Source organism: Pseudomonas sp. yb_2, assembly GCF_043103905.1.
In the GTDB taxonomy this organism is placed as follows: domain Bacteria; phylum Pseudomonadota; class Gammaproteobacteria; order Pseudomonadales; family Pseudomonadaceae; genus Aquipseudomonas; species Aquipseudomonas alloputida.
This window is the reverse complement of sequence record NZ_JBICKH010000059.1, coordinates 63,125-74,377: the sequence shown is the minus strand read 5'-3', so window position 1 is coordinate 74,377 and position 11,253 is coordinate 63,125. Positions and strand designations below refer to the sequence as shown.

General features: G+C 63.4%; 14 protein-coding genes. 4 read left to right on the top strand and 10 right to left on the bottom strand.

Annotation, left to right across the window (positions count from 1 at the left end; translation table 11 throughout):
• Positions 1-14 precede the first annotated feature (14 nt).
• The 5 genes from ACF8FB_RS14350 to ACF8FB_RS14330 are packed head-to-tail and all read right to left on the bottom strand — an operon-like array spanning position 15 to position 3,778.
• Complete coding sequence (locus ACF8FB_RS14350) at positions 15-995, bottom strand: FecR family protein (RefSeq protein WP_392509252.1); 981 nt, start codon at positions 993-995, stop codon at positions 15-17.
• Positions 992-1,567 carry an RNA polymerase sigma factor gene (locus tag ACF8FB_RS14345; protein ID WP_010955272.1) on the bottom strand — a complete coding sequence of 192 codons (576 nt, stop codon included), beginning with the start codon at positions 1,565-1,567 and terminating at the stop codon, positions 992-994. The genes ACF8FB_RS14350 and ACF8FB_RS14345 overlap by 4 nt, the downstream gene beginning before the upstream one ends.
• Positions 1,568-1,572: 5 nt before the next feature.
• Positions 1,573-1,899, bottom strand: coding sequence for a DUF3325 domain-containing protein (locus ACF8FB_RS14340; RefSeq protein ID WP_020191456.1), 327 nt, complete (start codon positions 1,897-1,899; stop codon positions 1,573-1,575).
• Positions 1,899-3,476: a PepSY-associated TM helix domain-containing protein gene (locus tag ACF8FB_RS14335; protein ID WP_392511496.1), complete on the bottom strand. Its 1,578-nt coding sequence runs from the start codon at positions 3,474-3,476 to the stop codon at positions 1,899-1,901. The genes ACF8FB_RS14340 and ACF8FB_RS14335 overlap by 1 nt, the downstream gene beginning before the upstream one ends.
• Positions 3,473-3,778, bottom strand: a complete 306-nt coding sequence (locus ACF8FB_RS14330) for a DUF3649 domain-containing protein (RefSeq protein WP_104962548.1) — start codon at positions 3,776-3,778, stop codon at positions 3,473-3,475. Before ACF8FB_RS14330 ends, ACF8FB_RS14335 begins: the two co-directional genes overlap by 4 nt.
• A gap of 256 nt (positions 3,779-4,034) precedes the next feature.
• On the opposite strand from ACF8FB_RS14330, the gene ACF8FB_RS14325 reads away from it, so the two are divergent.
• Together ACF8FB_RS14325 and ACF8FB_RS14320 are read left to right on the top strand one after the other, a co-directional pair.
• Positions 4,035-4,382 (top strand): HPF/RaiA family ribosome-associated protein, encoded by a 348-nt coding sequence (locus tag ACF8FB_RS14325; RefSeq protein ID WP_014592331.1) that lies wholly within the window; start codon positions 4,035-4,037, stop codon positions 4,380-4,382.
• A 120-nt stretch (positions 4,383-4,502) separates the two neighbouring features.
• Positions 4,503-4,793, top strand: coding sequence for a DUF3509 domain-containing protein (locus tag ACF8FB_RS14320; RefSeq protein ID WP_026031873.1), 291 nt, complete (start codon positions 4,503-4,505; stop codon positions 4,791-4,793).
• Between the two features lie 3 nt (positions 4,794-4,796).
• On the opposite strand, the gene ACF8FB_RS14315 is transcribed toward ACF8FB_RS14320, so the two are convergent.
• Positions 4,797-5,267: a phosphate-starvation-inducible protein PsiE gene (locus ACF8FB_RS14315; protein ID WP_003251685.1), complete on the bottom strand. Its 471-nt coding sequence runs from the start codon at positions 5,265-5,267 to the stop codon at positions 4,797-4,799.
• A 410-nt stretch (positions 5,268-5,677) separates the two neighbouring features.
• Between ACF8FB_RS14315 and ACF8FB_RS14310 the strand changes: the two genes are divergently transcribed.
• Positions 5,678-5,941 (top strand): YebG family protein, encoded by a 264-nt coding sequence (locus ACF8FB_RS14310; RefSeq protein ID WP_003251679.1) that lies wholly within the window; start codon positions 5,678-5,680, stop codon positions 5,939-5,941.
• A 58-nt stretch (positions 5,942-5,999) separates the two neighbouring features.
• Here the strand turns inward: ACF8FB_RS14310 and ACF8FB_RS14305 are convergent, their stop codons facing one another.
• Entirely contained in the window at positions 6,000-7,019 is a 1,020-nt protein-coding gene (locus ACF8FB_RS14305) for a Glu/Leu/Phe/Val dehydrogenase dimerization domain-containing protein (RefSeq protein ID WP_003251677.1), read from the bottom strand.
• Between the two features lie 124 nt (positions 7,020-7,143).
• Here ACF8FB_RS14305 and ACF8FB_RS14300 point away from each other — a divergent pair, with 124 nt between their 5' ends.
• On the top strand, positions 7,144-7,950 hold the full coding sequence (locus ACF8FB_RS14300; protein ID WP_392511495.1) for a SirB1 family protein: 807 nt from the start codon (positions 7,144-7,146) through the stop codon (positions 7,948-7,950).
• Here the strand turns inward: ACF8FB_RS14300 and maiA are convergent.
• Genes maiA through hmgA form a run of 3 tightly spaced genes read right to left on the bottom strand, consistent with a single transcriptional unit; the run spans position 7,944 to position 11,186 of the window.
• The gene (gene maiA, locus ACF8FB_RS14295; RefSeq protein ID WP_019436967.1) at positions 7,944-8,576 is read right to left on the bottom strand and encodes a maleylacetoacetate isomerase; all 633 of its coding nucleotides are present in this window, start codon (positions 8,574-8,576) and stop codon (positions 7,944-7,946) included. The genes ACF8FB_RS14300 and maiA overlap by 7 nt on opposite strands.
• Before the next feature lie 12 nt (positions 8,577-8,588).
• Complete coding sequence (gene fahA, locus ACF8FB_RS14290; RefSeq protein WP_019436968.1) at positions 8,589-9,881, bottom strand: fumarylacetoacetase; 1,293 nt, start codon at positions 9,879-9,881, stop codon at positions 8,589-8,591.
• A gap of 3 nt (positions 9,882-9,884) precedes the next feature.
• The gene (gene hmgA, locus ACF8FB_RS14285; protein WP_010955283.1) at positions 9,885-11,186 is read right to left on the bottom strand and encodes a homogentisate 1,2-dioxygenase; all 1,302 of its coding nucleotides are present in this window, start codon (positions 11,184-11,186) and stop codon (positions 9,885-9,887) included.
• Between the last annotated feature and the right edge of the window lie 67 nt (positions 11,187-11,253).

Genomic DNA, 11,253 nt, shown 5'->3' with positions numbered 1-11,253 from the left:
GCTGGCACAGGCAACTACCGAACCAGGGTCAAACGCCCCAACACGGTCTGCCGTGAAAAACCCATCACCTTGCCCAGCGAATCCAGCGCCAGCAGCGGCTCGGCCACCGGGAAGCTTCCGCTGACCTTGCGCTGCCCCAGGTCACCATCGAGCAACAGGATACGCCCCGGGTAATATCGCCCAAGGTCTTCGATCACCTGCGCCAGCGGCACCTGGTAATAGTTCAGCCACCCCTGGCGCCAGGCCAGGCGGTTGTCACTGTCCACCGCCAGGGTGTCGCCTACCCTGCCTGCGCGGTAGGTCATCTGCTGGTTGGCAGTCAGTTCTCGCGCCACAGTGCCCTGCGCGGGGCTGACGCCCACACGCCCGCTGCGCACCGTCACCTGGGCGCCCTCACTTTGTTCACGCACCTCGAACTGGGTACCAAGCACCCGCACTTCGCCGCCGGCAGCTTCCACCAGGAACGGCTCACCGGTATGGGTAACCTCGAAGAACGCCGCGCCATGCAGCAACCGCACACGGCGCTCACCCCGGGCGAAGTCGACCGCAATGGCGCTACCTGCATCAAGCGTCACCTGAGACTGGTCGGCCAAAATCACCTGGCGAATCTGCCCGGTACTGCTGTAGTCCGCCTGCAGGTCCCGCAACCAGTACCCCGGGTGCCAGCCCCCGGCGACACCCACGGCCAGCACCAGGCAGGCTGCCAACGCCAGCCCTGCCACCCGCCGCCACCCGCCACCAGCCGGCGGTCTGGCCATGGCATCGAGGTAGCGCTGCAGGGCGTCCTGTTCTTCGTCCGCCAGCCGCGCCGCCGGGGCGGCGCTTTTCTGCCAAAGCACCTGGGCCTGTTCGTAGGCTGCGCGGTGTGCGGGGTCGGCCAGCAACCAGCGCTTGAATGCCGCGCCTTCGGCTTGCCGGGGTTGCTCGTTGATCCGGTTGAACCATTGCAGGGCAGCCTGGAACTGCGCTTCGGTGATCGGCGGTAAACGGCTCATCGACGGGCGCTCCCTGGCCGGCGTGGGGTGGACGCGGGCTCGGCAACACTCGCCTTGCACGCTTCAAGGGCGCGCATCATATGCTTTTCCACGGCGCTCTGTGACAGCTGCATGGCTTTGGCGATCTCGCTGTACTTACAGCCGTGAATGCGGTTGAGCAGGAAGATCTGCCGGGTGCGCTCGGGCAAGGCACGCAAGGTGGCCTCGATACGCTGCAAGTCGTGGTCGACCTCCACGGCCTGCTCAGGGGCCTGGGCCAGGCTCGCCTCGCTCACCGGCACAGCGGCTTCGGCCACGCGTTCGCGGCTACTTTCGCTGCGCAGGTGGTCTATGGCCAGGTTGCCCGCGCAACGCAGCAGGTAAGTGTCCAGCGCCTCGACCTTGACCTCGGGGCGACGCCAGAAACGAAGGAACAATTCCTGGACCAGGTCCGAAGCGGTGGCGCGGCAGCCGACCCGACGGCTTACCAACGCCTCCATACGCGCACGCTGGGCCTGGAACACCTGGACGAAACGTGCACGTGCGCCTGCGCTGTCAGCGTGAGGCTCGATGATATCCCCTGGCTCGCTCACGGGGGTCACACGGCAAACACGGCGAGCATCGGGCCCAGCACCACGCTGACGGCGGCCAGGCCCAGCAGCAGACGAGGCTGGTACGGCAGGCCGAACACCCACAGTGTTACCCCGGCCATCATCACCGCGGTCCACTCCACCAGACCGAGGGCCCAGCCACGCTGGTGCACGCTGAGCACCAGCGACAGTATCAGCAGCAGCCAACCTGCAAAACGCAACAGGTGCAAGTGGCGCGGGCGCGGCTTGCGCCCAAGCAAGTCGCTGAAATGCTTTTCCATCGCCAGGCAAAGGGCAACGAAGCCTGCAAAGGCGATCAGTGCGTTACCCAGCATCAGCTCGCCCCCAACGTTTCAACGCTCGGTTTTTTTGTCGCACGTGCCGCGCGCTTGGCTACGGGCGTGGGGCTGACCAGCATATTGCGAGCCAGCCAGGCCAGAAACAGGCCGGTCCCCAGGGCTGTCAGATCGAAGCCGGCCATGGCCCAGTCGCCCTCCAGTACCGAATGGTTCAAGCCCCGGTCAGTCGTCAGGCCATTGAGCAACGGCAGCAGGGCGAAGGCCAGCGCCCCCAGCGCCAGTTGCTCGCCCCAGGCCTTGCGCCCGCTACGCAGCACGGCGTGCACCAGCGACAGGCCCCAGGCGATGAAGAAAGCATTGACCTCCCAGTCGGCGCGGCCTTCGACAGCCATGGGCACCAGGCGGTTGGCCCAGAAGAAGCTCGCCACCGCCAGCAACAAGCCGCTCATGCTGGCAATATTGAGCACTTCGACCAAACGCAGCTCACCTGGCATATGCCCGTTCTTGGCGTGCTTGAGCTGGCGCTTGCCCAACCACATCACCAACCCGGTACCAATCACCGCAGTACCGGCCACGCCAAAGAAGAAGTACAGCCAGCGCAGCCAAGGCCCGGCAAAGTTACCCATGTGCAGGCCGGCGAAACTGAAGGCGGTCATCATTACCCCGCTCTCTGGCTTGCCTTGGCTCAACAGCGCACCACTGGCCCCATCGAATGTCCAGTTGGCGCTACGCCGATAAGCCACGTGGTCGGCTGCCGATTGGGTGAAGGTAACGCGGGCATTGCTGTCGCCCGGGTTCTGCACCTGGATGTTGCCGACACGCGCCCCCGGCTGCAGCTCCTGCACCTTGGCGTACAGGCTCGGCAGCGCTACCAGCGGCGTGGCCACCTGGGCCGCCTTGGGCGCATCGTTGCGGCCAAACAGGTCGTTGAAGTACTTGTCGGTGTCATTGCCGTAGCTGGCCATGATGCCCGCCGGCATCACCATGTACATGAACAGCACCAGGCTGCTGTAGCTGATCATCAGGTGAAACGGCAGCACCAGCACGCCGATGGCATTGTGCCCGTCCAGCCAGGAACGCTGCCCCTTGCCAGGGCGGAAGGTGAAGAACTCCTTGAAGATCTTCTTGTGGGTAATGATGCCGGTGACCAACCCCAGCAGCATGATGAAAGCGCAGAACGTCGAGAGCCAACGGCCAACCGGGTAAGGCATCTGAAGCTGGAAGTGAAAGCGGTAGAAGAACTCACCACCGCGGCTGTCACGTGCTTCCACCGGCTGGCCGGTCTGGGTATCGAGGGTTTTCCTGACGAAGCCACGCGGGCCGCCACTGGGGTCGCGGTAGCCCACACTCAAGGCGGCCTCCCGTTCGTTCGGCATGCGAATGAACCAGGTACTCGAATGCCCTGCATTGTCCTGCAGGTAACGTTGAGCGACTGCCAGGCTATTGATCGGGTCCAGGGCATGGCTGCGCACTTCAGGCTGCGACCAATGAGTGATTTCTTCCTTGAAGTACGACAGCGTGCCGGTAAGGAAGATGGCGAACAACAGCCAGCCGAAGATCAGGCCGGTCCAGGTGTGCAGCCAGGCCATTGCCTGGCGGAAGCCTTCTTTCATGGGTTTTTCATCCAGTAGGCAACGCCGCTGATCACGCCCAGCAGCAGGCTTGGCGCCAATACGCCCAACCAGGCACGCCAGGCGCTGCGGCAGGCGAAACACCAGATGAACGCCAGCAGGTAGAAGACGAACGACAGCAACAGGCCGGTGAGCGTGGCATCGACCTTTGGCAACGGCGCCACCAAGGCAATACAGACACTGGCCATCGACGCCAGCAAGTAGCCGCCCAGCAGCGCCGCCAGGCTACGGGATGTCACGGCCAGGCGATAGCTGAGGGGAAGGCCGGCGGTTTTGCGCGTCATGGCGGGGTCCGGGCGTTTTAAAGGCTGCAATAATAATGATTTCAATTCTCATAAGCAAAGCCCAGAACCCGCCAGCCGATTGGCCGACGGAACGGCATGCCGCAGTCAGACAATCTGCAACAAGAAATTTATTTTCAAAAAGGGCTTGAATTCATTCCGCAGTTGCCTGACCTTAGAGTCAAGAGGCGCAGAAATTCCAAGGGTCTCAAGGGCCTAGGCGCGTCTCCATGCGAGCAAGCTGAATAAGGATTGAATCATGCAAATCCAGGTCAACAGCAGCAACGATTTCGACGGTAACGCCCGGCTCGACCAATGGGTCCGCAGCACACTGCAGAACTCACTGGAACGTTACGAAGAAGACCTCACCCGCATCGAGGTTCACCTGCGCGACGAGAACGGCGTCAAGCCCGGACCGCATGACAAACGCTGCCAGATGGAGGCTCGCCCGAAAGGCCACCAACCGATTTCCGTGACCCACACCGCCAGTTCGCTGGACCAGGCAGTCGACGGTGCCGCCACCAAGCTCAATCACGCGCTGGAGCACTTCTACGGCAAGCTGCGCAGCAAGCGCGGCGCCTTGGAACTGAGTGACCCGGACGCCTGATCGGCAATGCAAAACGCCCGGCCTTGAGCCGGGCGTTTTCGTTTGTGCCGATCAATGGCGCTGAACCAACATGCGAACGTCCCGGTCAACCTCTGCATCACTCACCGCAGAAGCAAGACCATGAACAACCCATTCGAACGAATCAGTGCTGCATTCGCCCCCGAATACCGGGTGAACCTGAGCATTGCCAACCTCGACGGCAGCATCATGCTGACCCTGTCCGACGACGCCGGCGTGGTCGCCAAGCGCCTCATCACCCCGGCCCAACGCAATGACCCGGTGCGCCTGCAACGGGTGATCGACAGCATCCGCCTGGGCCTTGCGATCGAACTCAGCCAGAACCCCCTGCAAGTGCTGGCCGCGCTGACCCGTGACGCCCGCCACGAGCCGCGCCATTTTGTTGCCAATTGAGGGCTACTTGCCCTCCTCCACTGCCTTGCCGTTGGCGTCCAGCACCTTGGTCGAGGGGTAGCGGTACGAAGCGTAGCGCACCACCAGGATCGAGAACGCCAGCAACAGGATGCCGCCGCACAGGTACAGCAGCCCTTCATCGGGTGCCTTGTGGTGCGAAACATCGCCGATCAGCAGGCGAGTGAGCGCGGTGATTGCCACGTACAGCAGGAAGCGGATCGGCATGTGGTTGGTCTTGAAGTAGATCCCCACCATCGCCCCCAGCTCCAGGTAGATGAACAACAGCAGGATGTCATCGACACTGATCCCGCCCTTGCCCAGCATGTCCAGGAACGTCACCACCGCCGCGTAGGCGGTGATGGCGCCAATGCCGAACAGCGCCAGGTAATGGAACGCCTCGACGCACAGGTTGCCCAGCGAGTCGGCCGAGCCGTGCAGGCCCTTGCGCAGTTTTTCTGCCCATTTGATGTTCACGATGTTCCATTCCCCGATACGTCTTTAAGGATGATGCGTCGCTGATGTGACGCTTGTGCCATGCAGTTAAAGGGCCAAGCCCCTGTCTTGGAAGGCGACCGATTGCCGCAAGGCACCTTGAGGCATGGCCCTGGAGCTCACCTCGATATCGTGAGGGACAAACAAGGCGGTCGCGCGCGCAGGCACAGGCGATACTGGCCCGAAACAAATGTAGGAGCGAGCTTGCTCGCGATGCGCCGCGCGGGCGGCGCTCGATCTCCGCAACACCGCAAAAACCAAGGCAAAGGCACCCGCAGCACTCGGTCTATGCCACGCTACAATTTCTGCTTGCGAACCAACCAGTATTGCCATTACTGTATATAGATACAGTAAACCGCAACACAACCAGCAAAAAGGCATAGAGGTGATGAATGGCCGTCGAAGTGGTGTACCGCAGCAGCCGCGACCCGGAGCGCTTGTTCATGGATAAGGCCGAAGCAGACCGTCACGACAAGATGCTCGAACTGGCCGAGCGCCTGGCCGAAGTGCTGCACAAGGCGGTGCCGTCGCTGACCGAGCAGCAGGTCGAGGAAGCCGGTATCTACATGGCGAAGAACCGCGATGTGTTCGCCAGGGCGTTCAAAAGCCAGCCGGATGCGCTGGCCGAATTGCTTGAGGGTACTGCTGCCGAATGATATCGCTGGAGGGGTGCGTGTTTACCCGCGAAGTGGCCCACCACGCCATCATCAACCTTCAGCCATACAACAACCGCTCCGCCAACATCTGCGCCACCCTTGCCGGCGAACGCTTCTCCGCCTGCGCATGGCCAAACACTTCGGTCAGCCGTGAAGGAATCCGCGCCAGGTGCGCAGTAATGGTGCCTTGGTCTTCGCCACGGTGGGTGAGTGCCACATAGATCAGCCCACCGGCATTGATCACGTAGTCAGGTGCATACAATATGCCGCGCGACTCCAGCTGGTCTGCCACCTGCAAGGTCGTCAGCTGGTTGTTGGCCGCCCCCGCCACTGCCGCACAACGCAGTTGCATCACGCTCTGCCCGTTCAGTACCGGGCCCACGCCGCAGGGTGCAAAGATATCGCAAGGGGTACTGATCAACGCATCGTTGGTCACCGGTTTGGCATCGAACTGCTCCATCGCCAGCCGCACCCGCCCCGGGTCAAGGTCGCTGACCAGCAGCTCCGCGCCCACCGCATGCAATTGCTCCGCCAGTGCATAACCGACATTGCCCAACCCCTGCACCGCTACCCGCAAGCCTCTCAGGTCATCGCTGCCCAGCCGGAACGAGGTTGTGGCACGTATGCCCGCGAACACCCCCATCGCCGCATGTGGCGATGGGTCGCCCGATGCAGTGGTGCTGGTCACGTAGGGCGTGCTGTGGGCAATGCAGTCCATGTCCAAGGTCGAGGTGCCACTGTCCACGGCGATGATAAAGCGCCCATGCAAGGTATCGATGAAGCGGCCAAAGGCCTCGAACAGCGCGGCGCGGTTTTCCACATGCGGGTTGCGCATGATCACCGCTTTGCCCCCCCCCATCGGTAACCCGGCCAGTGCTGCCTTGTAGCTCATGCCCTGGGCCAGGCGAATCGCGTCGGTCATGGCGCTTTCGTCATCGGCGTAAGGCAGGTAGCGGCACCCCCCCATGGCCGGGCCCAAATGCTCACTGTGGATTGCCACAACGGCTTTCAGGCCCGTAGGCGGGTCATTGAACAGGTGCAGTGACTGGGTACGGGTGCTTTGCATCAGCGCGAACATCGACCGGCTCCCCTACGAGGTGCTCCTTCCAGTATAGGCACGGCCTCAGCCTTGACGCCGCCGCCGGACCACTGGACGAAACCACGCGCCACGGCTAATACTCAAACGTGTGTGGAGATGCCCCATGAAGCCACGTCAAGCCTGCCTGGCCTGCCTGGAACGCGAGCCTGTCGACCTGCTGGAAGCCGCATTGTGGATTGCTGCCGAGCACGACCCGGGTGTCGAGCCCGCGGCCAGCCTTGCTGCGCTGCACGACCTGCAGCGCGAGATAAGCGCCAACCTGCCGATGCTTCCACTATGCGAACTGGCCCAGCCACTGCTGCGCCAGCTGAATGCGCTGGGCTTTCAGCAGGATGAATATCACCCCTTGCGCCCCCATGCGGCGATGATGGACAAGGTACTGCAGCGCCGCCGCGGCCAACCACTGACCCTGGCCATCCTCGCGTTGGAACTGGCCAGGCGCCTGTCCATACCGCTGGAGGGTGTGGGCTTCCCTGGCCATTTACTGCTGCGCGTGCCGGGTGCCGACCACCTGCTCGATCCCTGCGGCGGCCGGCGCCTGTACCCCAGCGACTGCCGCGAATTGCTGGCGCGCCAGTTCGGCCCGCACTTGGCGCTGACCGCCGAGCACCTGCGCAGCGCCAGCCCGCTGCAGATGCTGCAACGCCTGTCACGCAACCTGCGCCAACTGCACATCAGTAACGACAACCACCTGGCGGCGTTGATCGACGCAGAGCGCATCATGCAGTTGGGCCCGGTGCAGGTGAGCGACTACACGACCCGCGCCTCGCTCTACCATCATCTGGATTGCCCACAGGCCGAGCGCTTCGACCTGGAGCATGCGTTACTGCTGACGGAAGACCCGGTCCAGCGCCTGAAACTGTCCGAGCGAATCGGCAAGCTTCCGGCGGCGAACCGTTCACTTCACTGAGCCGGGCTGTCCGGCTGCTGGGCGGGATGGGCCTTGGCGAACGCCGGGTGCGCGGCCGCCAGTGCGGCAACCCGCAGGATGCGCGGGAAGCTGGCGAGGTCGATGTTGAAGCGTTCGGCCGCGTACAACTGCGGGATCAGGTACACATCCGCCAGCCCAGGCGTGTCGCCAAAGCAGAAACCGTGATCGCCAATCAGTTGCTCCACTGCCGCGAGCCCTTGGCTGATCCAGTGGCCGATCCACTGGTTGACCTGCCCCTCATCCTGACCGGCCTGGCGCAGCCGGTTGAGCACACTGACGTTGTGCAGCGGATGAATGTCGCAACCAATGATGGCCGCCACCCCACGTACCTTGGCCCGTGCCTCGGCTGTGGCCGGCAGCAACGCAGGCTGTGGATAAACCTCTTCCAGGTACTCGATGATCGCCGGCGACTGCACCAGCACCTCACCACCGTCGGTGCGCAAGGCCGGTACGCGGCCCTGCGGGTTGACGGCTACATAGCCCTCGCCACGCTGCTCACCCTGCAGCAGGTTGACCGGTAGGGACTGGTAAGCCAGCCCCTTCAGTGCCAGGGCAATGCGCACCCGGTAGGACGAGGTGGAACGGTAATAGGTGTACAGCTCCATACCCCTGCCTCCTCAGTTGGCTGCGATGACCGTGCCGCGGCACTCACCGAAACCGATGCTGGCCACGCCGTCACGTGTGCAGCGGGCACGCAGGATGATTTCGTCGCCGTCTTCGAGGAATTTGCGCACCTCGCCGCTGGCCAGCTCGACCGGCAGTTTGCCGCCTTCGGTGATCTCCAGCAGGCTACCGAACGATCCCGGCGTGGCGCCCGACAGCGTGCCCGACCCAAACAGGTCACCTGGTTGCAGCTGGCAGCCGTTGACGCTGTGATGCGCCACCAGCTGCGCCACGGTCCAGTACATGCTGCGGGTGTTGCTCAGGGTCAGGCGGTGCGGGGCAATGCCCTGCTCACGCATGCGCTCGGTCAGCAGCAGCACTTCGAGTTCGATATCGAATGCACCGCTGGCCTGGTCGCGCTTGTCCAGCAGGTACGAAAGCGGCTGCGGGTCACCTTCGGGACGAGCCGGCTGGGCACAGCGGAACGGCTCCAACGCTTCGGCGGTAACCACCCAGGGCGAAATGGTGGTGATGAAGCTCTTGGACAGGAACGGCCCCAGTGGCTGGTATTCCCAGGCCTGGATATCGCGCGCCGACCAATCGTTGAGCAGGCACAGGCCGGCTACGTGCTCGGCGGCATCGCCTACCGGAATTGCCTGGCCCATGTCATTGCCCTGGCCAATCCAGATACCCAGTTCCAGTTCGTAGTCCAGACGAGCGCAAGGGCCGAAGCTCGGCTCGGTGTGCCCCGCCGGCAGGGTCTGGCCCTTGGGCCGACGCACGTCGGTGCCGGACGGGCGGATGGTGGAGGCGCGGCCGTGATAACCGATCGGCACGTACTTGTAGTTGGGCAGCAGTGGGTTGTCGGGGCGGAACAGTTTGCCCACGTTCTTCGCATGCTCGATACCAACGTAGAAATCGGTGTAGTCACCGATCTGCGCTGGCACGTGCAGCTGGCAGTCGCTGGCCGGGAGCAGCGCCGGCTTCAGGGCTGCCTGGTGTTCGCTGTGCTCGCCCAGCAGCACCTGCAAACGCTCACGCAGGGCTACGCGGGCGTTGCGGCCCAAAGCGAAGAATGCGTTCAGAGCCCCGCCGCGGGTGGCTTCAACGGCGGCCTTGGCCGCCCCGTCGAACAGCCCGGCGGCCAGCACCGCCTCTAGGTCGAGGATCGCGTCGCCGATGGCCACGCCACAGCGCCTGGCTTCACCCGGCCGGCTGAAGATGCCCAATGGCAGGTTCTGCAGGGGGAAGTCGCTGTGCCCGTTGGCGTGCTCGACCCAGCTACGGGCATTGGCAGAGTGGTTCATGGATTATCTCCGGTTCGGGTTGAAGGTGCTCGGCAAAGTCGCCCAGCAACTATCGTAGTCGGCCTGCAATTGCGGGCATTCAAGGGCTTGCAGGCTCGGGCGCAACACTTGGCTGGTCTCGAACATGAAGGCCATGGTGTTGTCGATCTTGTGTGGCGCCAGGTCAGCGGCAATGGCCTTTTCACAGGTTTCGGCGTCGGGGCCATGGGCACTCATCACCCCGTGCAACGAGGCACCACCCGGCAGGAAGCCCTCGGCCTTGGCGTCGTAGGCGCCATTGATCAGGCCCATGAACTCGTTCATCAGGTTGCGGTGGAACCATGGCGGACGGAAGGTGTTCTCGGCCACCATCCAGCGTGGCGGGAAAATCACGAAGTCCATGTTGGCCATGCCATGCACGCTGGTTGGCGAGGTGAGCACGGTGAAGATCGAGGGGTCCGGGTGGTCGAAGCTGACCGTGCCGATGGTGTTGAAGCGGCGCAGGTCATACTTGTACGGCACGTTGCTGCCATGCCAGGCCACAACGTCCAGTGGCGAGTGCTGCAGCTCGCAGGCCCAGTGCTCACCCAGGAACTTCTGTACCAGTTGCACCGGGCCTTCGGCTTCTTCGTAGTGGGCCACAGGCGTGAGGAAGTCGCGGGGGTTGGCCAGGCCGTTGCTGCCGATCGGGCCCAGGTCCGGCAGACGCAGCGGCGCACCGTGGTTTTCCGCGATGTAGCCACGGGCCTGGCCGTCGAGCAGTTCGACGCGGAACTTCATGCCACGTGGGATCACCGCAATTTCCAACGGTTCGACCTCCATCACGCCCAGCTCGGTGGCGATACGCAGGCGGCCCTGTTCCGGCACCAGTAGCAGCTCACCGTCTGCGTTGAAGAACACCCGTTCCATGGACCGGTTGGCGCGGTAGATGTAGATGCTCACGCCAGCCGGTTTTTCCGCTCCGGCGTTGGCAGCCATGGGCAGCCAACCTTCGATGAAATCGGTCGGTTCAGCAGGAATCGGCTGCGGGCTCCAGCGCAGGCGGTTGGGGTTGATGCCACCCAGTGGCCCGCCGAGCGGCTGGCGCGCCAGGCGCTCGAAGCGTGGGTGCAAGGCAGAAGGGCGAATGCGGTACAGCCAGGTACGGCGCAGCTCGCTGCGGGCCATGGTGAACGCCGTGCCCGACAGCAGCTCGGCATACAGGCCATACGGGGCCTTCTGCGGGGAGTTCTGCCCAACAGGCAGCGCCCCCGGCAATGCTTCGCTGGCGAATTCGTTGCCGAAGCCACTCAGGTAGTGAAGGTCGGGCGACGTGTCGCGGTTCATCGATGCCTCCGGATTTTGTTTTTATCGTAATCAGATTACGAATAACGTAATTTGCTCCGCTCAAGGC

What these genes read in the sequence shown, in the direction of transcription:
- ACF8FB_RS14350 (WP_392509252.1), bottom strand. Translation starts at nt 995, where the DNA reads ATGAGCCGTTTACCGCCGATCACCGAAGCGCAGTTCCAGGCTGCCCTG.
- ACF8FB_RS14340 (WP_020191456.1), bottom strand. Translation starts at nt 1,899, where the DNA reads ATGCTGGGTAACGCACTGATCGCCTTTGCAGGCTTCGTTGCCCTTTGC.
- ACF8FB_RS14335 (WP_392511496.1), bottom strand. Translation starts at nt 3,476, where the DNA reads ATGAAAGAAGGCTTCCGCCAGGCAATGGCCTGGCTGCACACCTGGACC.
- ACF8FB_RS14330 (WP_104962548.1), bottom strand. Translation starts at nt 3,778, where the DNA reads ATGACGCGCAAAACCGCCGGCCTTCCCCTCAGCTATCGCCTGGCCGTG.
- ACF8FB_RS14325 (WP_014592331.1), top strand. Translation starts at nt 4,035, where the DNA reads ATGCAAATCCAGGTCAACAGCAGCAACGATTTCGACGGTAACGCCCGG.
- ACF8FB_RS14320 (WP_026031873.1), top strand. Translation starts at nt 4,503, where the DNA reads ATGAACAACCCATTCGAACGAATCAGTGCTGCATTCGCCCCCGAATAC.
- ACF8FB_RS14310 (WP_003251679.1), top strand. Translation starts at nt 5,678, where the DNA reads ATGGCCGTCGAAGTGGTGTACCGCAGCAGCCGCGACCCGGAGCGCTTG.
- ACF8FB_RS14305 (WP_003251677.1), bottom strand. Translation starts at nt 7,019, where the DNA reads ATGTTCGCGCTGATGCAAAGCACCCGTACCCAGTCACTGCACCTGTTC.
- ACF8FB_RS14300 (WP_392511495.1), top strand. Translation starts at nt 7,144, where the DNA reads ATGAAGCCACGTCAAGCCTGCCTGGCCTGCCTGGAACGCGAGCCTGTC.
- maiA (WP_019436967.1), bottom strand. Translation starts at nt 8,576, where the DNA reads ATGGAGCTGTACACCTATTACCGTTCCACCTCGTCCTACCGGGTGCGC.
- fahA (WP_019436968.1), bottom strand. Translation starts at nt 9,881, where the DNA reads ATGAACCACTCTGCCAATGCCCGTAGCTGGGTCGAGCACGCCAACGGG.
- hmgA (WP_010955283.1), bottom strand. Translation starts at nt 11,186, where the DNA reads ATGAACCGCGACACGTCGCCCGACCTTCACTACCTGAGTGGCTTCGGC.